Source organism: Ruegeria sp. CDSA021, from assembly GCF_059612325.1.
The window spans coordinates 22765-43077 of record NZ_JBXWQJ010000020.1 but is presented as its reverse complement, the minus strand read 5'-3'; the positions used below and the strand labels follow the sequence as shown (position 1 = coordinate 43077).

General features: G+C 55.6%; 15 protein-coding genes and 2 pseudogenes. 5 read left to right on the top strand and 12 right to left on the bottom strand.

The window, feature by feature from the left end; translation table 11 throughout:
- Positions 1-240 precede the first annotated feature (240 nt).
- Both AC2FLD_RS20040 and AC2FLD_RS20035 read right to left on the bottom strand, forming a co-directional pair.
- A complete protein-coding gene (locus AC2FLD_RS20040; RefSeq protein WP_496673255.1) occupies positions 241-2301 on the bottom strand; it encodes an adenylate/guanylate cyclase domain-containing protein in 2061 nt (686 codons plus the stop codon).
- A gap of 320 nt (positions 2302-2621) precedes the next feature.
- Positions 2622-3181 (bottom strand): annotated as a pseudogene (locus AC2FLD_RS20035) (IS6 family transposase); the annotation flags it as partial.
- A gap of 191 nt (positions 3182-3372) precedes the next feature.
- Here AC2FLD_RS20035 and AC2FLD_RS20030 point away from each other — a divergent pair.
- Together AC2FLD_RS20030 and AC2FLD_RS20025 are read left to right on the top strand one after the other, a co-directional pair.
- Entirely contained in the window at positions 3373-4560 is a 1188-nt protein-coding gene (locus AC2FLD_RS20030) for a YbfB/YjiJ family MFS transporter (protein WP_496673252.1), read from the top strand.
- A 301-nt stretch (positions 4561-4861) separates the two neighbouring features.
- A pseudogene (locus tag AC2FLD_RS20025) lies at positions 4862-5059 on the top strand (IS6 family transposase); the annotation flags it as partial.
- Positions 5060-5272: 213 nt separating this feature from the next.
- On the opposite strand, the gene AC2FLD_RS20020 reads toward AC2FLD_RS20025, so the two are convergent.
- From AC2FLD_RS20020 to AC2FLD_RS19990, 7 genes are all read right to left on the bottom strand, one after another.
- Positions 5273-5617, bottom strand: coding sequence for a RidA family protein (locus AC2FLD_RS20020; RefSeq protein ID WP_496673249.1), 345 nt, complete (start codon positions 5615-5617; stop codon positions 5273-5275).
- A 15-nt stretch (positions 5618-5632) separates the two neighbouring features.
- Positions 5633-6748, bottom strand: a complete 1116-nt coding sequence (locus AC2FLD_RS20015) for an NAD(P)/FAD-dependent oxidoreductase (protein ID WP_496673246.1) — start codon at positions 6746-6748, stop codon at positions 5633-5635.
- A complete protein-coding gene (locus AC2FLD_RS20010) occupies positions 6745-8142 on the bottom strand; it encodes an FAD-dependent oxidoreductase (RefSeq protein ID WP_496673243.1) in 1398 nt (465 codons plus the stop codon). Before AC2FLD_RS20010 ends, AC2FLD_RS20015 begins: the two co-directional genes overlap by 4 nt.
- Positions 8129-8440, bottom strand: a complete 312-nt coding sequence (locus AC2FLD_RS20005) for a (2Fe-2S)-binding protein (protein ID WP_496673240.1) — start codon at positions 8438-8440, stop codon at positions 8129-8131. Before AC2FLD_RS20005 ends, AC2FLD_RS20010 begins: the two co-directional genes overlap by 14 nt.
- 65 nt (positions 8441-8505) lie before the next feature.
- Positions 8506-9498, bottom strand: coding sequence for a TRAP transporter substrate-binding protein DctP (gene dctP, locus AC2FLD_RS20000; protein WP_496673237.1), 993 nt, complete (start codon positions 9496-9498; stop codon positions 8506-8508).
- Between the two features lie 36 nt (positions 9499-9534).
- Positions 9535-10833, bottom strand: coding sequence for a TRAP transporter large permease (locus AC2FLD_RS19995; RefSeq protein ID WP_496673235.1), 1299 nt, complete (start codon positions 10831-10833; stop codon positions 9535-9537).
- Positions 10830-11324 carry a TRAP transporter small permease gene (locus tag AC2FLD_RS19990; RefSeq protein ID WP_496673232.1) on the bottom strand — a complete coding sequence of 165 codons (495 nt, stop codon included), beginning with the start codon at positions 11322-11324 and terminating at the stop codon, positions 10830-10832. Before AC2FLD_RS19990 ends, AC2FLD_RS19995 begins: the two co-directional genes overlap by 4 nt.
- Before the next feature lie 145 nt (positions 11325-11469).
- Here AC2FLD_RS19990 and AC2FLD_RS19985 point away from each other — a divergent pair, with 145 nt between their 5' ends.
- On the top strand, positions 11470-12384 hold the full coding sequence (locus tag AC2FLD_RS19985; protein ID WP_496673229.1) for a LysR family transcriptional regulator: 915 nt from the start codon (positions 11470-11472) through the stop codon (positions 12382-12384).
- Positions 12385-13123: 739 nt separating this feature from the next.
- On the opposite strand, the gene AC2FLD_RS19980 is transcribed toward AC2FLD_RS19985, so the two are convergent.
- On the bottom strand, positions 13124-14233 hold the full coding sequence (locus AC2FLD_RS19980; protein WP_496673226.1) for a ParB/RepB/Spo0J family partition protein: 1110 nt from the start codon (positions 14231-14233) through the stop codon (positions 13124-13126).
- Positions 14230-15537, bottom strand: a complete 1308-nt coding sequence (locus tag AC2FLD_RS19975) for an AAA family ATPase (protein ID WP_496673223.1) — start codon at positions 15535-15537, stop codon at positions 14230-14232. Before AC2FLD_RS19975 ends, AC2FLD_RS19980 begins: the two co-directional genes overlap by 4 nt.
- 468 nt (positions 15538-16005) lie before the next feature.
- On the opposite strand from AC2FLD_RS19975, the gene AC2FLD_RS19970 reads away from it, so the two are divergent.
- Positions 16006-16689, top strand: a complete 684-nt coding sequence (locus AC2FLD_RS19970; protein WP_496673220.1) for a DnaA N-terminal domain-containing protein — start codon at positions 16006-16008, stop codon at positions 16687-16689.
- Between the two features lie 34 nt (positions 16690-16723).
- On the opposite strand, the gene AC2FLD_RS19965 is transcribed toward AC2FLD_RS19970, so the two are convergent.
- A complete protein-coding gene (locus AC2FLD_RS19965) occupies positions 16724-17620 on the bottom strand; it encodes a LysR substrate-binding domain-containing protein (RefSeq protein ID WP_496673217.1) in 897 nt (298 codons plus the stop codon).
- Positions 17621-17849: 229 nt separating this feature from the next.
- Here AC2FLD_RS19965 and AC2FLD_RS19960 point away from each other — a divergent pair, with 229 nt between their 5' ends.
- Positions 17850-20303: a GcvT family protein gene (locus AC2FLD_RS19960; protein WP_496673214.1), complete on the top strand. Its 2454-nt coding sequence runs from the start codon at positions 17850-17852 to the stop codon at positions 20301-20303.
- Positions 20304-20313 lie beyond the last annotated feature (10 nt).

Genomic DNA, 20313 nt, shown 5'->3' with positions numbered 1-20313 from the left:
CGCAAAGCAGACACTGGCAATCAAATGACGTTTTTTTGGTCTAGAGCCTTAGTGCTACGCCCACGAGAAATGCCAGAACCAGAACGAAACCGCTGAACTCCCTAACCTCGGTGCTATCCGCAACGGGAGATTGCTGGTGCAGCATCAATTCGCATATGCGAAGGGTCAAGCGCGCAATCAGCAGGTATCATTTCTGCGAAAGGCCCCAAGACCAAAGCGCGTATACTTGATCGGATGTAACTACTTCTTCTTACTGGTACTTGTAAAAGCGCGCCAGTCTTCCAGTGGTGGCGTATCCAATAGAGTTTGGGCGCGGGAGATCATGGCGACTGAGGCAGGATCTCCATTTCGTGCGTGGTCAGCAGTCTCAAATGCAGCAACTGCCTTGTCGAACCGCCCTGCCCGATAGTGTGCAAGGCCCTGTTCATAGGCCTCTATCCAAGTAGATGATCCGTCAAACCCATCCGCCATTGAGATCAGTTCGTAAACCACCAGCTCTTCGATACGTCCAAATACCTTAAGGGTATCTAGCTCGCGCACTATAATTTTGTCACCCGCCTGGTGTCTTGTTTCTGGGCCGATCAGGATTAACGTACCATACTCCTTATTGGCCCCCTCCAACCGGCTGGCAACGTTCACCACATCGCCAATTGCCGTGTAATTCAAACGCTGCTCCGATCCGATGTTTCCGACCAAAGCCTCGCCGCTGTTCAGCCCAATTCTGACGCGTAAAGGGTTGCCGGCGTCATCCTCAATTCCGGATTTTTCCAAGGCAGCGACAAGGTCCAGTGCAGCGCGACAGGCGTTTTCTGCGTGGTTGACATCCTTGCGCGGCGCCCCCCAGAACGCCATCACAGCATCACCCATGAATTTGTCGATAGTCCCACCGTTGTGAGTTATGGCCGCTGAGGCCGCGCTGAAGAAGGGTTCCATCAGTTGGACGATTTTGGGCCCAAGTTTCTCAGATAAGCCAGTGAAACCCCTAACATCACAAAACAGCACGGAGATTTGCTTGATGTCTCCGCCAGGCTGCAGCTTGATGCCCTCAGCAACCAGCATGCGCACGAGATCGGTGGGAACGTACTTTCGGAATGCGGACAGGCCAGCTGCCATGCTGGCGGTTGCCGCAGAGAGATTGGCAAGCTCAGACAATTTTGAGGGTCTGCGCGAAATGCGTTCGACGTCAAAGCGTTCAATTTTGCCAAGGTCTTCGGCGATACGCGCTAACGGATTTGCGACAATACTTCGGATCAGCCAGATCGCCAGTCCGGTTGCGACAACGACCACAACGACCAGAACATAGATCAGGTTTATCAGTGTTTCGTCGATCCCCGAAAGAAAAGCCGATTCTGGAATGACCGTGGCAACACGCCAGCCATAGAATCCCAACGGCGTTAGTGCCACTGCGTAGGGCACGCCGTCGATGACGACGCGTTTCGTCAAACTGCCGGGGGCATTCGCTCCGGACTCACCCAATAGCCTTTTCCCCGAGATCATAGCGACTTCATACAGCTCTCCTTCACCCATACGCGCCGGATTGACCTCATCAGCTTCAGCATCGGGTACCGCAATGACTTTTCCATCAGCGTTCAGAATAAATGCCGCACCAAATTCGCCGGGCGCAAGCGTGGCAAGAAAGCGTGAAAGCCGGTCTGTTTCGATCGCAACGGCGAGAACACCTTGCCGCTGTCGGTTGACGTCAATCGGACCAACAAAAGCATAGATGGTTTTGTCACTCTCCGGGAGGTCGCGCGCTTCAATCCACCCTGCGGAATTAAGGCCTATGAAATTCTCAAACCAGGCATGATCGCGAGGGTCATAAGACGTTTCGGTAAACGTCCGCTCCTCGAACTGAATGTCACCCGGAATGAAGATGTAGCGGTCCCTCCGCAGCATCCGGTCACGAATGTCCTTGTCGATTTCAATCATCTCAAGTCCACCGTCACCTAGACGGTGTGACGCGAAAAAGTTTCCATCCGGCCATCCGAAGAACATCCACGAGATATTCGGTTGCGCCTGCAATTGTGACAAAAAGACAAACTCTCGCTTGTCGGCCTGTCGCGTCGCGACAACGTTTTGGACAAAGATCGTTCGCACGGCTGCCCAGGCGGCCTCGGCCGACTCGAGCGTCACACCAACTTCGATACGCACGGTGTTTGCAATCTGACTGTTGATTTCTGCTGCTAGCATGCGGCTGTTATCGCGCGCTGTTGCCCACCATAGAGAATGGACAATAAACGTCGACACGCCGATAGACACGGCAACCAGAATTGAGACAGCGACGCCTACGCTAATTCGCATAAAAATCCTGCTTTCAAAGACATGTGCTTCAGTATTGATTTGGGAGAACGAGAAGAGCAAAGTTTTCTTAGAGCCAGTCCCGAAATCTCACGTAACTGTTAGGTGCAAGCCAAGGACTGTGTTGAAGCGGACACCCGAACATTATCCGCAGTACCTGACCATTGCAATTTTTTCAGACACTTCACGCAGGCGAACTTGCGGCCCAAAGCAGCTGCCCACCGATAGCTCAAGAGCTGCGATTGCATTCCGCATTGCTGCCGTTCGTGCAGCGCGGAGCATTTGTCTAGAGTCGGATGACCGGACCGCGGACAAAGCCTTCATCCAACTTGAGGACTGTACGGTGTTGTCCGCGCCCGCTTTCGAAATGAGAGATGGCTGTCTTCTGCACAGTTGTTCAGCCGCTTGTGCGACAAATGATCCAGGCCTGGCGCAACCTCCCGCGTGGCAGCACCATACGACCGCAGTTTGTCCGTGATGATCCGCTTTGGAATAAACCAAGTCGCTTTATCAGGTTACGCAACAGCCGTTTTGCGGCCCGTTTGTCCCGTTTCGGTTGGAGTATTTCGTCCAGCACGACGCCGTGCTGATCGGCCGCGCGCCAAAGCCAATACTTGCGACCAGAGATTTTCACAACATCGTCATCGAGATGCCAGACATCGCCTGGACGGCCCTGCCGCAGTCGCAAGTTTCGAGCAATCTGCGGTCCGAACTTGATCACCTAACGTGGGATCGTTTCGTAAGAAACGTCGATACCACGTTGCAGCAGCATCTCTTCAACTTCGCGGAGGCTCAAATTGAAGCGGACGCACAGCCACACCGCGTGGGCGAAGATATGAGGAGGAAATCGGTGGCGCTTGTAGCTGATCGACGATGAATTCATCGATGTCACCTACTTCCAAATCCAAATATGAGCAATCGAACGACGGTTAACGTGACAACACCCCAAAACTTGTTGAATATATGCAGTCTTAAGTTGCCCAAGCCAAACCAAAAAACATCAGTGCCGGGTCTGATGGGATTGCACGGCCAGTCACCTTGAGGCACGGTGTTGTCCTACCTGGAAGGATTTTCATGACCGCTGCAAAACCTGCCAACCCCTGGTTCATTTTGCTGGGCCTTGCGCTTGGTGTCAGCATCTCCAATGCCTTTGGTCGATTTGCTTACGGTCTTATTCTGCCATCTATGAAAAGTAGTCTCGGCTGGAGCCTTACTCAATCGGGTTGGCTGAATACGGCTAATTCGATCGGCTATATAATGGGTTCAATTCTAACACTTTTCCTGATCCGGCATATTTCTCCGTCGCGACTATTCGCGGGTGGTACCGTGGCCACCGCACTGTGTCTTCTGCTGACTGGATTTGATGAGAGCCTCGTATTTCAAACTGCCTGTCGTACTTTGGTGGGATTGTTCGGCGCTCTTTCCTTTGTGTCTGGCGGCGTTCTGGCGGCATCACTGTTCCAGAATTGCGCCCGAAGGAATGCACTGGCCATCGCCTTGTACTTTGGCGGCGGCGGAGGATTGGGTATCGCGCTATGCGGCGCAACCCTTCCGACCATGCTGGACGTTTTCGGCCCCAAATCCTGGGACTGGGCGTGGATCGGACTTGGGTTGGCAGCTCTCGCCATTTGCCCATTTTCGATTTGGGCTTCCAGAACGTTGAACGAAACCAAGCATGACGCCGCGCTTCCTTCCATTCCTCCGGTGCGCAAGATGCTTGGCGAACTTGGTGGGTACGCACTGTTTGGAATGGGGTATATCGTGTACGTCACTTTCATTTCTGTCTGGATGAAAGAGCAGCATTCCAGCGCCCTTTTGACCGCCGCGACGTGGATGGTCCTTGGATTCAGTATTATGGCATCTCCCTTTATCTGGCGAGGCGTACTGGCCCGCTTTGCGTCTGGAACGCCATTGGCGCTGATCCTGATCGGAGTTGCACTTGGTTCAGCTCTGCCAATCCTCGTTCCAAATGGATATGGGTTGATTATGTCGGCATTCGTGTTTGGGCTATCGGTCTTTATGCCGCCCACTGCTGTAACCAGCTTTGTCCGCCAGAACGTGGGCCAACAGGACTGGGGTGCAACCATTAGCTTTTTTACAATTGTTTTCGCCGTCTCACAGGCACTGGGACCTATTGGGGCCGGCGTCATCGGCGACATAACCGGAGAAATAGGAGACAGCCTGATCGTGGCATCTGCCGTCCTGCTTGTGGGCACTCTTTGTGCTGCTGTACAAAAACCGCTCAGGCCAGGGGTGGCGTAGTCGTCGTAATCAGAACCAGGCTGAGATACCGCGTTTCATTCCCCGCAGAAGGCCCAGTGGGAAACGCCGGGAGGAAATGGTTGGACCCTCTCGTTCTGAGTGTCGGCCTTCAATTCTTGCTTGAACAATACTTACGGTCGCCGTGCCCTGAATATCATCATTGAACGTGCATAGCTGATCGCGATATTGCACAAGCAATGGTGCCGCATGGGCTCTGTCGCAAACTTTGGTCAGTAGGCTGCACCTCTGGGTGCTTTGATCCAATTGGTTGTTGGTCTGCGACGATGTTTAGGAGTGTCCGGTGATCGATTTAGAAGGTGCGCACTACCCACAATCGGTGATCCTGTTCGCTGTCTATTTCTATGCTCGATACAGCGTCTCGTACCGCGACCTGGAAGAGATTATGGCGGAACGTGGTGTGTCGGTCGATCATGTGACGCTGAACCGCTGGGTTGTGAAGTACTCACCCGCAGCCGCTCGCGAGGCACAGAAACGGAAAGCTTCGAACCACGCCAAAGTTTGCGGCAGAGCCAAACCGCGTGCAAGATCACTTCTTTCGGATAATGCGCGCGCCTAAATGAGATCGTCACTGTCTGCTCCTGTTAAATTCGAGCATACGCTACCAAAACTACGATCGACCTGACAGGTAGGGAAAAAGATTGCGACAGAACCTTTGCTCTTATCAAGAACTGGAGCGAACGGATGGTCCGACTCAATCGCATGCTGCCGTTACAATCATCTCGACCTTCAACACGTCGCGCGCCAGTCTGGCTTCGCCACACGCACGAGCCGGCGCATGTCCTTCCGACACCCAGGCATCCCAAACTTCATTCATCTCGGCGAAATCCGCCATGTCGGCCAGCCAGATCACGCATTGCAGCATCCGGGTTTTATCGCTTCCTGCCTTGGCAAGAAGATCCTCAACTTTAGCGAGAATGTCACGTGTCTGGTCAGCGACCTTGGCTGCATCCGAAGTTTGCCCACACAGATAAGCAGTGCCGTTGTGCTTGACGATCCGGCTCATGCGCTGGCCGGTTTCGATTCGAGTAATCGTCATGTTGGAAGTCTCCTGTTAGAGGACCTTGCGGTCAAAGCGATCGATACGGAATGGCGATAAATTGAAACGGCTACGCCCGCCGGTGACCAAATCGGCCAGGACCTGACCGACCACGGGGGCCATCTGAAAACCGTGCGCCGAAAAGCCGAATGCGTGAAAGGCACGGGCAGCATTCACAGCCGGGCCAAGGACTGGCAGATTGTCCGGCATGTATGCCTCAAGCCCCGCCCACATCCGGTTGATGCTTGCCTTGTGCATGATCGGAAAGAACTCTGCTGTGGTCCGGCAGGCGGCAGCAAGTTTCGAATAATCCAACCGGGTACGATTGTTGGCGCGATCTGCAAAACCTTTGGCGCCGCCGCCGATCAGGACTGTGCCATTCTCGAATTGCTTAAAACTGAGCTGGCGACTGATCGCACCAACAACCGGCTTGGCGAAATGCGGCATCCGGGCCGTGATCATCAGCATCGGTGCCGCGTGGCTGAGCGGCACGTTGTCTCCGATCAATAACGCGATCCGGTCCGCCCAGGCACCCGCACAATTGACGACGGTTTCGGCCTCGTAGCGGTGTTGCCGGCCTTGCGCCAACCATACATTTCCGATCCGTCTGAGCCCCAGAACCTCTTCGCCTTCAATCACTTGTGCGCCTAAGTCTTCAGCCGCTCTGCGAAAGGCCGCCGTGGCCTTATAAGGGATCGCATAACCATCCAAATCCGATATCACGCCGCCCACACAATCGGGATTTACATGTGGCAGACGATCCATCAATTCGGACCGGTCAATAATACGCTCGTGCGTGTATCCCGCCGCGCGCATCTTGTCCTCACGCACCTGTAGCGCGTCCAGATCCGCATCATCCACAGCAATATTGATCAGGGAATGACGACGAAAACCCGTGTCGTGCCCTAAGTCGTCATCCAGGGTCTGCCACATCTCCATTGATGTTTTAGACAGCGGCACTTCGGCCATATCGCGCCCTAAAAGACGCACGCCGCCAGCGTTGACACCCGATGCATGACGCCCGGCATAGTCTTTCTCGACCACGATCACGGATACTCCCTGACGCGCCAGGTGGAATGCCGTGGCGCAGCCCTGTATCCCGCCGCCGATGACCAAAACATCCGTCTTCATTCCGCAGCTTCCGCCTGTACTGTGTGGTACCGACTTAATTCGTCCAGCGTCAGCAAGCGCTGAGGGCTGCGCAACCGATAGTAACCAACCGTTTCGGGGTGCTCATTGCGCCACTGCGCCAACAGTCCGGCCACCACATGGCCGCATTGCCGACCCTGACATGGACCCATTCCGCACCGCGTCAGGGCCTTCAGGGTGTTCGGGTCCTGCGCACTCTGGTCGAACCCTTTTCGCAGGTCGTCCAGAGACTGCTCTTCGCAACGGCAGACTAGCGTTTCCGGGTCATGTGGCAATCGCAATGCATCGGTCGGGCGATAGAGACAATCAATGAAACGTCGAAACGATTTTAACGACGATAAAAAGGACAGATCTTTAACCGCCTTTTGATCTCGCTCGGCCCGCGAAAGATGGCCAAGACGGCGCAAAATATTCAATGCAGCCAGACGACCCTCGGCACGTGCGCCATCGGCACCGACAATGCCTGCACCATCGCCGGCCACTGACACGTGCTCAATCGAACTTTGCCCGAAATCATCCACTGAAACCTGCCAACACATCTGTTCGGAATTCCACTGGTGATCCAGATCCATCGCCCGCGTCATGTTCAGATTGGGTTGCACACCGTGGTGCAGAAATACAGTGTCGGCGGTAATTTCGTGCTGCCTGCCTGCCGCAACGAACCTGAGCCCTTCAGCCTTATTGTCACCGACGACCTTCAACCGATCGGCGACGGAGTGGATCGCAACACCTGAAGTGCGGATCTCTCGCAGCAATGCCAGGCCTTTGCGCAATTGACCTGAGTGTCGTAGTGCCCGGAGCAGATGCGGCGCAGCATCAAGGTAGTGCTGCTGAGGCGTGGTATCGACCAATGCTGTCACCGGCACTCCTAGACGCAGGTACTGTGCCACGATCAGATAGAGCAACGGGCCTGAACCCGCGAAGATGGCACCCTCGGCCACGATTGCATCTGATTTCAGCATCACCTGTGCCGCTCCGGCGGTCAAGACGCCGGGCAAAGTCCACCCGGGGATCGGCATCGGTCGTTCCATCGCTCCAGGACACAACAGCATTTCTCGGCAGCGCAATTCTTGTGTGTTGCCTTCGTGAGAAAACAGGATGCGTCCGTCATCGCCCAAATGCCAAGCATCCGCGCCGGTGAAATGTGTCAGGTTGGCCTGTTCGAACTCGGAAATCAGGGCTGCTCCAGCGGCATAGTCCGCGCCGAGGGCGGCAACATCCGGAACCGGGCTGTTTGCGGCCGAACGGTATATCTGCCCGCCTGCCCTTGGCTCACGATCCAGAACAGCCACCTGAACGCCTGCCCGCGCCAGTTCTATGGCGGCGCACATACCTGCCGGACCTGCGCCGACAACCGCACAGTCAAAGGCCTGCATCGTCCGCCTCTGACTCATCTGTAATACGCTGAGTGATGACGTTCATACCCTCAGATACTCGCCTCAGGCAGGCCTGTTGGTTCGGAAGTCCATCGATCTCCACCATGCATTCGAAACAGACGCCCATCGCGCAATACGCGCTGCGCGCATCGCCTGACAGTGCCGCTTTCCGGGTCTCGACCTGACCGTTTACCGCCATGGCGGACCACACGGTCTGACCCTCGCGCGCGGCGACTTCCCAACCATTTATGGTCAGCGTCACCTGGTCACGGTCGTCATACTGCAAGGATCTGAACATTAGAGCATCTCCGTCGAAAAGCAGGGCAAGGCGCAGGGAGGAGCACGCCTTGCCCAGGTTCAGGGTTATTCGCCGATCTTATCGAGAATCCCCTGCCCCCATTCTTGACCAACGTCCTGCAGGACCTGCGGCCAGACCTGCGCACGCACATGGGCTGCAGTGGCGGCAAGCTCTTCGTCGGTCAGCGAAACGATCGTGGCCCCGTTGTCGGCCAGCTTTTGTTCAAACGTGCTCTGATCAGCTTCGGCAGTTTCCCAGCGCTTGACCTCGAACTCCATCGCCGCCGTTTCCAGCGCTGCGCGATCTACGTCGCTCATGTCAGCCAACGTGCCCGAGTTGATGATCATGTACCAAACTTCAAAATGCGTATTGACTGGAACATAAGCCGTGGTCACATCGCGGAATGAGGCATAGTACCCCTCGGCACCCGACCCGACGACACCGTCAACCACACCAGTCTGCACCGCTGTAAACGCTTCCGAAAACGGGATAGGCGACGAGATATAGCCCAATGCGTCGGCGGTCAGCTGAAAGCTCTTGATGCCCGGCACGCGGACCTTGATGCCCTTGGCTGAGGTTGGATCGCCCGGGTTCACAGCGTCGGTGTTCAGTGCCACGCCGCCGAAGTATACCGGATAGGCTGCCAGCATGGTGATGTCCTGCTTGGCATAGAGATCTTTCATCGCGCCGTGGATTGCACCGCCTGGTCCGTAGATCTTTTTTGCCTCTTCCCAGTTCGCAGCCACATAGGGAAACGCCGAGATTTGCATGCGGCGATCAACGGCCGTGGCTGCGGGCTGAACGGCCATGTCGATGGCGCCAACTGAGATGCGCTCTTGCACCGAGGTATAGTCCCCCAGCGCCGAAGCTGGGAACAGGTTCAATTCAACCGAGCCATCCGTGACGGTCTTCAGCTCTTCTGCGAAGGCGCGCAACTCGTTGTCGATTGTTGCGCCCTGAGGACGGATATGGCTGATCTTCAGCGTATCCGCGGCAGCGATACCGGCGGTTGCCACAACGGCAGCGGCCATACAGGTGGATTTCAGAAAGTTCATCATGGATAAGTCTCCTCCGTGAGTGATGAAGTGGGTGGCTTAGTAGCCAAAGAAGCGGGGCAGCCACATTGACAGGTCCGGCCAGAAGCTGGTCAGGAACACCACGGGCAGATAGCCGAGCAGGATCAGGGTCATGGCGGGGCGGATCACCTTGGTGACCGGCACCTGCCCAATGCGAGCACCCAGATACAGGATCGAGGCATAAGGGGGGGTCACACCTCCCATTGCGGTGTTGACGCCCATGATCGCGGCAAATTGGATCGGGCTGACCCCGATCGCCTGCATCAGCGGCAACAGCAGTGGCGCAATCAGGATAATGGCAGTGACGTCATTGACGACCATCCCTACCAGGAACAGCAGGATGTTGATCAGTACCAGCAGCAGTGCCTTGTTTTCCGTCACTGAAAAGATCGCCTGCACGATGGCTTGTGGGATACTTTCCAGTACAAACATCTGAGACAGGATCATCGAGAACAGGATCATCAGCATGATCGCCCCGACCGACGTGGCGGCCTCTCTACCCGCACCGAAGAAGGTGCGAACGTCCAGTCCTTTGTAGATCAGGAACCCGACTGGGATCGCATAGATCACCGCCACGGCGGCGGCCTCAGTCGGGGTCATGATGCCACCGTAAATGCCGCCCAGAATGATCACCGGCATCAGAAGGGCGGGCGTGGCCTTGAACCCGCGCTGGGTTGCCTCGGACATGAAGGCCGCGCCTTTTAGGGGTTCGTTCAGTTTCAAGGGGAACCTGCGGGCCATACGGATGTTGACCGCAGAAAAGCTGGCCATGATCAGCAAGCCGGGCCCAAGCGTCGCCAGAAAACAGGCCAGGATCGACGTATCCGTCACCCACCCATAAACGATCATTGTCACAGAAGGCGGGATCAATAGACCCAGAAGCGAAGCATTTGCGATCAGCGCCGTTGCGTATTCGCGAGGATAACCTTGCTTCTCCATCTCCGGGATCAGCAACGGACCAATCGCGGCGACACCGGTCAGGCCCGAGCCCGAGATCGCTCCGATAAGCGCGCAGGACACGGTGGCGACAACGCCCAGCCCGCCTCTAAGGTGGCCGATGAAGATATTGACGAAATTTAGAAGACTTGCCGCTATGCCGGATACGGACATGATCGTTCCGGCCAGAACAAACAGCGGAATGGCCAGCAGCACCGGGTTTCCAAGCTGCTGGAACCCCCACAGCATGTTGCCCTTCATGACCACGTCACCGGCGAAATACATCACCATCAGACCGGCACCGAAACAATAGGGCAGAGGAACGCCCAAAGTCAGCAGAATGACCAAAACCAGTACGGCAAAAAGCGCGATCTCGATCATTTCAGACCTCCTTCAACAGCGGGTTCAGGAATGGGGGAAAACAAGGCGCGCAGATGCATCAGCAGATGCCAGGCCGTGAAGATCATCATCAGGACCAACCCGACAAACAAAGCGACATCGACATAGAAAGTCGGCAGATACAGCGTCGGGCTTTCGCGCCAGACACGCATTGAGTATTTGGTGAAATCCCATGCCCAGGTTGTCAGCCAGATACCAACGATCAAGCTGATGACCTCACCTATGACCGCAAGAACCTGATGCTGACGTTCGGTAGACAGAAAGATTTCCAGCACATTGGCGCGAATATGTGTGTTTTCACGCGAAGCGTTGACCGCCCCCAACATGTATAGCCACAGGGTGGGATAAAGCAGGCTCTCCTCCAGCCCCATAACCGGAATTTCCAGCACATAGCGCGTGATCACCTGCACGAATTGCCCAAGAGCAACCAGGCAGATCAGCACTGTCAGCAGGACACTTGCAAAGCGCGTCATTTTCCCCTCCCGCATGACGAATGCAGGTGGTGCATTCGTGGTGAGGAAGATCACGAGCTCGGGGCATTAAGTCAAAACGATTAAATTGATTGTTGAATAAAGTTTCTTTATGACTTGTTGAAAAATTGAGGATTAACAACAGCGCATGAATCTCAGTTTTCGCCAATTGCAGGCTTTTCGCGAAGTCATGCGGACAGGTTCCGTGTCTGAAGCCGCCCGAATCCTCGGACGGACCCAACCTGCCGTCAGCGCGCTGATTGCCAATCTCGAGGCCGAGTTGGACATCGCCCTGTTCCGCCGACAACGCGGTAAAATGGCCCCGACCCCCGAAGCCCAGTACTTCATCACCGAGGCTGAAGCCGTTCTGGATCGGCTGTCGCTTTCAACCCGGACAATGCGCGAAATTGGGGCCCTGACAAAGGGGCGCCTGAACATAGCATGCATGCCGGCGGCCAGCAGTCTTTTGATGCCGCAGCTTCTGAGCGAATTCCTGTTGGACAAACCAGATGTACGCGCTTCTTTGATGATGCGTGCGTCACCAGTGATCGAGGAATGGGTTGCCTCTCAGCAATATGACATCGGATTAGGCGAAACCCCGAAACCCACAGCGGCGATTGATACCGTCGATTTCGACATGAGATGCGTGTGCGCGATCCCAAAGGGCGATCCACTGGCCGAGTTGGACGCAGTCGAAGCCGGTCATCTGTCGGGCCAACCAATGGCCGGGCTGCAAGAAGGACATCCTAACCTGGTCGCGACCCAGAGGGCATTCGAGAGTCAAAAAGCCCGGTTCGAACAACGGTTCGAACTTAGGACTTTCAACCCGGCATTGACCCTTGTGGAAAAAGGGCTTTGTTACTGTATCTGCGACCCGATTACTGCTGCTGGATACGTCAACATGCGGCCCGAGCCCAGGCCCGTCGTCTTCCGGGCGTTTCGTCCCCATGTCGTTCTAAACGTTTCAATCATGCAACCCGCGCATCGCCCCCCGTCGGCCCTGGCAAGTGAATTTGTCCAGCAGTTGGGGGCCGCTCTGGAGCGTATCAACAGACAGTTCTGAAAGGTGGTTCTGTTGCACTCTTTTGAGAACGATGACGTGTTTAGGCGAACGCAGTGGAGTTATGAGGCCAGTTCTGCGAATTGCTGAAACAGCTCAACAGGCTCAAATCTTTGCAACAGAACCCCACGTCGGAACCTGCGGGCCCTTCAATCCAGACAAAATGTTTGCGACACATCCAAGTGAATTGTATTTAATGGTCATTTCTTAGGATTTTTGCACACTTGTTCAGATATAGTCTTACGGTGATTTTTATGCCAATTCCGCGCATCCGCCCCGCAAGCCAAATGCGCTCGAATATGCAAGACAAAATATTCCCGCCCTGCCCTGCTGGCATTCTCCGCTCAAAGAAAAACCGCGAGCCGCTTTGTAGGCCTGAAGAAGGTAAGACGCAGCGCATAGCACCTTCTCGAATGACATGTTTGGGTCTCGCAAGAGTACTCTTCAAAGAAAAATCCGCGCAGATGTCTGAACACTTCGCAATTCACTGATGCGGACCCACGCCATCGGGGCCTTCGAGAATTGGCCTGTGAACACGCGATAGTTTTCATGCTCTCTGTTCAAATGTGGAGCATCTCAAAAGGACCACGCGGCCTCAATGAACCGCGTCAGAGATGGCGTCAACAGACGGCATCTTTATTGACCACGCGGTGCGGAGTGAGAATGTGAATTTCAACGTCGGGAATAAGAACGGGCGCGGATTTGCTATCCGCGCCCGTTCAAATATCCTGTCAAAAAAACCTTACCCGTGGGTAAGATCATCTTCCTCGGGCAGAGCATCAATAAACGCTGCAATCGCCTCTTCCAACGTGTTCCGATCAACCCGGGTAAAGTCGAGATCGTACCTCAGATCAAGCCGCCCGCTTGAAGCCGAGCATTTTGCGATCCCTGCCCTTCCGGACACCTGAAACGTTGTCTTTGCCCGGCGTGGCTTGCTGCCAGCATCTGAAGCGGCTTTTTTGGGAACCCTGCTCTCTTGTTCGTTCAGATAAGATCTGAGGATCTCAACTTCCCGGCCACCATTTCGATCCGGCTCACTCATCAGAGTATCACTTACCTGCCGCACTAGACCAGGCGTCGCGTCGAACTTACGCTTCAATTCCACACCAACGTTACGCGGAATGTTATTGGGATGCATCAACACCTTGTCCAGCATCATCAGCAAACTGGCAAAAGACCGAATATAGCTGCGCTTGGTGTAACTGGCCGACTTGAACAACGTTGAAACCGCCTTGTCCACATCCGGGCAATCATTTGCCGGATCGTCCGCATAAGCCCGCGCCAGAGCACCCATTTCCGCGAAAGAGATATCCTTACGGATCAAGTTTTCATCCACCATGCGACGATAGCTGTTGTCGAGATCACTGGCCTCGGAAATACCTGCCGGGATTCTGGCGTATGCCTCTTCTCCGGTTTCTTCATACAACGCCTGATAAGCCGACAAACGTCGCATACCTTGAATCAGTTCAAACCGGCCGTCCGCTCGACGCTCAAGCCGGATTGGGTTGGACAACCCGATTTCCCGAATGGATGCTTTGAGCTCATCCAATTCAGGATCCGGTCCTGGCTTGCGATCCCGCGTCAGTTTTTCAGACAGAACATCTGCTAAAGCTACGTGTTCCGTCACCAATCCCTCGCTCCGCAATCGAACCAGTTCATGCGCAAGGCGGTCGTTTTCTGCCCGAATGGTTTGCTCAGTCGATTGTTGATCCCGGAGCGCATCAGCGTTTTCAGAAATTGCGGCCGCCATCGGGCCGCGCCGTTTCTCCAGGACCTTGTCCGGCGCTTTGCCGACAGGAATGTCGTCCATTGCCGGTATGTCGATATCGAACATTCTGCGTTTGCGGCTCATGCGTCATCCTCCAGCTTGTCCCAGGCCGACAGCATGACGCCCCGGAATTCCTCGTATACATTGTCAAAAGTCGAACGGGCGCGGCGCCAGGTTTCCCGCGTCATTTCACGATAATCCATTTCGTAAACTGAACTGAGGAAGCGTCCGGACTGTTCAACTGCGCGGGTCATCTCAACCGGATGCTCTGCAACATGCTCGCCAAAGACTTTCTTGAAAGCCTCAAACATCGCGAAGTGCAGGGCGTTGCCGGGCTCGTAGCGCGTCAGCAAGAACCTCAACTCGCAGAATGTCTTTGGCAGGCCGATCTTACCCGTGGGTAAGGTTGTATCGAAACCGTAAGCAAGATCCTCCAACGCTTCGGCCAACTGACCAATAAAGGAAGTGGTGGAATCGTATTCCCAATATCCGGGGCCTGACGGGACATAAAGCATGTCGGCGGCAAACACCGCATTCATGGACTGATACCCAATGGCCGGAGGACAATCGAAAATGATCAGGTCATAAGCATCATCCGGGATTTGATCCAGATACCGGGACACGGCCGCAAAGAATGACCACTCGGGGTTAAGGTGTCGATACTGCGCCGAGGCAAATTCGACGAAGGCTGCGTTGGCACAAGACGGAATAGCATCAATGGTCGACCACGAGGTCTTTTTGATGAAGTCGCCAATTCGAAGATCACCCAGACCCATATCCGTAATTGCAGGCGGCAATTCCCGGTGGGGCAGGGCGGTTCCTGATTGGGCGGCTACGGACCGATTGTTCATACGTTCCGTTTCGCGGATAAGATCGCGCGCCATAATCCCCCAGACCGTGTAATCCTCGGTTACGTCTGTCAAACCCATCGAATGGCTCAGCGTCGCCTGAGGGTCAAAATCCACCACCAGGACGCGATACCCATCCAGAGCAGAAGCGTGCGCAAGATGCAGCGCCACGGTCGATTTGCCGGCCCCACCTTTGAAATTGGCGACAGCGGCGCGAATGGCGCGCTTGCCCTCGGGGCGCTGGGGCATCAGGGACTTTCGATTCACCTTGAGGCGTCGACGCAGCTCGTTCACCTCTTCCAGGCTGAACCACCGCTGACGTCCGTCGGGCTCCACCTCTCCGCCCGGCAAGGACGGATCTGCCGCCAGCTTGCCGCGAAAGGTCGACTGGTTGACCCGGAAGATCAGCTCGGACACCTCCCAGCTGGAAAAACGGCGGAGGGTCTTCTCCATCTCTGGGCTAAAGGTCTGCTGGCGAATCCAACCCTGCAGCTTGAGGGATTGGTTGCGCAATGCATTCAGGTCTTCGTGCGTGTACATGCCTCAGGTCTCTTTGTTTGGAACGTTAAATTCTGTTCGTTTCTTTTTTACGACCGATTTGCGCTTTACGCAAAAGAAAATATGATGAAACTGCAATCTTACCCACGGGTAAGAAAACAAGGCGTTGCGGGGCCAAAATCGATTCGGGTGCATGGCTGCGCCGCCCAGCGAATCTCACACCCCCAGGCCCCGGCATTTAGGGGGACACGTAGGGCAAGAAACCTACATATAGGGGGACATAAGGGCCCAATAAGGGGACAATCAGGATGTCCCCCATCACCAGTAATTCACCAGATTCTTTTTCATTTTTTGATTTTAGGGTCTGCAATTCTCGCCCGGATTCAGACTCTTCTTGACAGAATCGAAGGATTGGACGCTAATTAGGCCACGATGACGAAAAGCGTTGGCAAACGGCGCGAACACGGCGGGGCTAACCCGTCTGAGGCAGATAGAGCGGTGAGAACGGGTATGCAGCTGGCGAAACCGGTCGGGCGGAATGCGGCGGCCATAAAATACGATATACTCTCTGCGCTAACCGTTCACGCGTTGTCCGGAGACAAACATCGACAACGCAGTATTCTGCGCATCATTGCTTTGATTACGACTCGGTATAACTGGCGGAGCAATGAATTGTCGATTGGGCGTGAGGAAATTGCACGCCTGTGGACAGTGAATGAACGGACAGTAAAGCGCGAAATGTCTAAATTTCGCGCATTAGGGTGGATAGCGGTCAAAAGACCTGCAGCTCGTGGACGAGTTGCTGTTTATGAAATTGATCTCAAGCAGATCATGATCGACACACAGGACATCTGGCCGGTCATTGGATCCGATTTTCTTGCACGCATGTCGGACGAGCCTGAGCCGGAAACAAACATCGTGCCATTCACCGCGAAACCCGGTCCCAGCGTTTCTGACGAGGCGGATGCGTGGACACAGGTGCAATCAATTCTGCATGGGCGTGATCCAGAACTGTGGGCCAGCTGGTTTCAGCATCTGGCCGAAACCGATCGGGCAGGGGGCTCTGTCACCTTGATGGCGCCGTCGCGGTTCATGGCTGATTATATCTCGCAAAAGTGGAGCCAACGCTTGCTTGCAGCCTATAGCCGGGTTGATCCCAGTATTGGAACGGTTCGTGTGGAATCCGCCGAGTAGATGGGGCGCACTGTAAGGCTGCGCGTCTAATGTATCATTCGGCGCCGGGCTCGGAATCTTCGGCCAGCCATTTGTAAACCAAAGCCGCGCGATCCGAAGAGCTGTTGTGAAGCACCACGTAAAAATCCAGCGGAGCCGATAATGTCTGCGGCAAGAGCTTGCACAGTTTTCCCGTACGGACCAATCCGGCCGTCAATCCTTCCCATCCCAAAACAGCCCCCATGTCATCCTGCGCGGCTTGCAGGGCGATGGTGTAATTGTTTACCCTGTGCCCGGATTTAAGCGACCCCGAATAGCCCAAGCCGGTGGCCCATTCCTGCCAGCCGGTCCAGCCGGTGCCCGGCGCATCCAGGTGGATCAGGGGAACGTTGGCCAGATCCTGTAACTGTTCGATTTTGTTTTGGCGAACAAACTGCGGGCTGGCCAAGGCCATGATCCGATCTCGGAACAGAACATGACACGTGCCGCGTTCCCGAGAGGCGTCACCATAGCGGATACTGATATCACACTTTTGCGTGTCGTATCCCAGATCGGTGACGACCTGCGTGACAGAGATATGCCCGTAACTCTTCCAGAACCGCGCCAGGCGCGGTGTCAGCCACAGCGAACTGACGGCTGTACTGGATCGAATCGTGACGCCAGAACGATCATATTGCGATCGCAACTGCCTGAGCGCTTCGCTGATCCCTTCAAACCCGCGTTGCAGAGAGACCAGCAAATAGGCGCCGCTTTCGGTGAGTTCGACCCCTCGGTGGTGGCGGTGGAACAACGCGCAATTGAGTTCGACCTCCAACGCTTTGACCTGATGGCTGATGGCCGCGGGGGTAACGTTCAGTTCGCTTGCGGCCTGTTTGAAGCTGACATGTCGGGCCGCGGCCTCGAAACTGATCAGTGAACTGAGCGGTGGAAGTTCATATGGGCCAATGGGCAAGGTAGTCTGACCTGTATCTGGTGGTTTTAAGTTATTTTCTCTTCTTCAGGATTATTGGCATTAGCTGAATTTGCCCAGAGTGAATATTTTTGCAATTGCGATCTTGGCCCATGAGCGCAAGGATTTGCCCAAAGTAGCGCGTTTTGCGCATAGTCCCGGTCAAACCGAGTATCCGCCCCGCGGAACAACGTTGGCCGGGATTTCGGCGCAGCGGAAGAGGAGAATTCAAATGCAGTCACATGCCGAAGTTGTTGTTGTGGGGGGCGGCTGTGTCGGGGCCTCGATCCTGTACGGCCTGACCGAAAATGGGTGCACCGATGCCGTGATGCTGGAGCGGACGACGTTGACCTCGGGCTCAACCTGGCACGCGGCGGGTCTGCTGGTGACTTTTGTACGCTCGCACAACGTGTCGAAGATGACGATGGAAACCATTCGCATCTATTCTGAAGTCGAGGAAAAGATGGGCAGCTCGGTCGGTCTGCGCAAAGTCGGCCAGCTGCGCGTTGCAAACACCGAAAAACGCTGGGACGAGTTCCAGTCGTATATCTCGATTGCCGAAGCCGCCGGCGTGCCATGCAAGCTGCTGACCCCGGAACAGGTTGCCGAGGTTCACCCGCTGCTGAACCAGTCTGAAGATATCCGGGGCGGTATTCTGCATACCGAAGACGGCTATGTGAACCCAGCTGACATCACCATGGCGCTGGCGAAACTGGCGCGTGACGCAGGGGCCAAAGTTTATCAGAACACCGAAGCGCAATCTTATGAAAAGCTGGAGAACGGGCTTTGGAAAGTGACAACCGACAAGGGTGAGATCACCTGTAAGCATCTGATCTTTGCCACCGGCAACTATGCACGCGAAAACGCGCGGCGGGTGGGGCTGGATCTGCCCTGTATTCCAATCGTGCACCAGTACTGGACGACCGAGACCGTACCGCTGCTGAAGGAACGGCGCGCACAGGGCCTGCCGGAGTTCCCGATCCTGCGGGATGAGGATTATGGCGCTTATCTGCGCGAGGATGTGGGGGGCATTCAGTTTGGTCCCTATGAATTCACCAAAGATCTCAAGCTGTTTGCCGAGGACCGCGTACCGCCTGATTTCGGGGCCGATCTGCTACCCGAGGATTTTGATGCGGTAGAAACCCAGTGGGAACGCGCCATCGAACGGGTGCCGACCTTGGGCGAGGTTGGTATCAAGGCCAACACCCGCGGTCCGTTTCAGATGACCCCGGACGAGCTGCCACTGGCCGGCCCTGCGCCGGGACACGAAAACCTGTGGCTGGCCGAGGGGATGCCGGGCGGTATTCTGTGGGGTGGCACAGTCGGCAATCGCCTGGCGAAATGGATCGTGAATGGCGATCCGGGTATAGACATGTCCGAACTCGACCCGCGCCGCTTTTCGGACTACGCCTCGAAACGCTGGACCATGGACAAGGTGCGCGAGACCTGGGGCACCCACATGGACGCGCATATTCCAGGAGAGGACTTCCCGGACGCGCGCCCGATGAAAACTGTGGGGTCCTATGATCTGCTAACCGCGCATGGTGCTGTCTGGACCAGCTTCAACGGGTATGAGTTCCCCCGCTGGTTCGCCAAATCGCCCGAAGAGGCGATCCCCGAGCACTCTTTCCGGCGCACCAACCATATGGAACTGGTGCAGGCTGAGGTGCGCACAACCCGCGAAGAGGCCGGGTTTATCGAAATGTCGCCGATGACCAAGTTCACCGTGCGCGGTCCCGGTGCCGCGAAATGGCTGGACGGTCTGATGGCCAACAAGCTGCCCAAAATTGGCCGCATGACCCTGTCGCTGATGTTGAACGACAAAGGCGGCATGGATGCAGAATACACCATCGTTCGGTATGCCGAGGATGATTTCTATCTGATCTCGACCCCGAACTGGCGGGCGTACAACTGGGACCAGTTGCAGCGCCTGATGCCCAAGGATGGCTCGGTCGTGATGGAGGATATCTCGGAACAGCTGGGCGTGATTGCTCTGGCCGGTCCAAAAGCACGCGAGATCCTGCAACCGCTGACCGACAACGACCTGTCGAACGAAGCCTTCCCGTGGTTGTCGGCGCAGATGGGTGAAGTAGGGTATGCCAAGGGCGTACATCTGCTGCGCGTCTCTTACACCGGCGAACTGGGTTGGGAATTGCACCACCCCGTCGGCTACAACCGCCATCTTGTCGATCTGCTTCTGAAGGCTGGGGTGAAGCCGTTTGGTCTGGAAGCGCTGGAGTCCATGCGGCTTGAGAAATCCTATCGCGCGATCAACCGCGAGATTTGCAAGGATATGACGCCATACGAAACTGATCTGGGTCGCTTTGTTGCCATGACCGAAAAGGTCAATGGCGAGATGGTCGAGCGGGAGTTCATCGGCAAGGCTGCGCTGCAAAAGCAAAAGGAAGAGGGCGGTTACAGGACGCTGGTGACGCTGAAACTGCCGTTCTGCGAGACCTCGGTGATGTTTGATGAGGGCGTATATGCCGATGGCAAGTTGATCGGGCGCGTCACCTCGGGCGGGTTCTCATATTACTGCAACCATGACATCGCGATGGCCCTGGTGCCACAGGACATGACAACGCCGGGCACGAAAATGCAGGTGATGGTTCACAATGAAATGCGCGATGCCGAGGTGATCGACATTTGCGCCGTCGACCCCACCAGCGCACGCGCGCGGGCCTGAGAAGGAGAGC

Excerpts from the sequence above, each read along its gene's own strand:
- AC2FLD_RS20040 (WP_496673255.1), bottom strand. The coding sequence starts at position 2,301 with ATGCGAATTAGCGTAGGCGTCGCTGTCTCAATTCTGGTTGCCGTGTCT.
- AC2FLD_RS20030 (WP_496673252.1), top strand. The coding sequence starts at position 3,373 with ATGACCGCTGCAAAACCTGCCAACCCCTGGTTCATTTTGCTGGGCCTT.
- AC2FLD_RS20020 (WP_496673249.1), bottom strand. The coding sequence starts at position 5,617 with ATGACGATTACTCGAATCGAAACCGGCCAGCGCATGAGCCGGATCGTC.
- AC2FLD_RS20015 (WP_496673246.1), bottom strand. The coding sequence starts at position 6,748 with ATGAAGACGGATGTTTTGGTCATCGGCGGCGGGATACAGGGCTGCGCC.
- AC2FLD_RS20010 (WP_496673243.1), bottom strand. The coding sequence starts at position 8,142 with ATGCAGGCCTTTGACTGTGCGGTTGTCGGCGCAGGTCCGGCAGGTATG.
- AC2FLD_RS20005 (WP_496673240.1), bottom strand. The coding sequence starts at position 8,440 with ATGTTCAGATCCTTGCAGTATGACGACCGTGACCAGGTGACGCTGACC.
- dctP (WP_496673237.1), bottom strand. The coding sequence starts at position 9,498 with ATGATGAACTTTCTGAAATCCACCTGTATGGCCGCTGCCGTTGTGGCA.
- AC2FLD_RS19995 (WP_496673235.1), bottom strand. The coding sequence starts at position 10,833 with ATGATCGAGATCGCGCTTTTTGCCGTACTGGTTTTGGTCATTCTGCTG.
- AC2FLD_RS19990 (WP_496673232.1), bottom strand. The coding sequence starts at position 11,324 with ATGACGCGCTTTGCAAGTGTCCTGCTGACAGTGCTGATCTGCCTGGTT.
- AC2FLD_RS19985 (WP_496673229.1), top strand. The coding sequence starts at position 11,470 with ATGAATCTCAGTTTTCGCCAATTGCAGGCTTTTCGCGAAGTCATGCGG.
- AC2FLD_RS19980 (WP_496673226.1), bottom strand. The coding sequence starts at position 14,233 with ATGAGCCGCAAACGCAGAATGTTCGATATCGACATACCGGCAATGGAC.
- AC2FLD_RS19975 (WP_496673223.1), bottom strand. The coding sequence starts at position 15,537 with ATGTACACGCACGAAGACCTGAATGCATTGCGCAACCAATCCCTCAAG.
- AC2FLD_RS19970 (WP_496673220.1), top strand. The coding sequence starts at position 16,006 with ATGCAGCTGGCGAAACCGGTCGGGCGGAATGCGGCGGCCATAAAATAC.
- AC2FLD_RS19960 (WP_496673214.1), top strand. The coding sequence starts at position 17,850 with ATGCAGTCACATGCCGAAGTTGTTGTTGTGGGGGGCGGCTGTGTCGGG.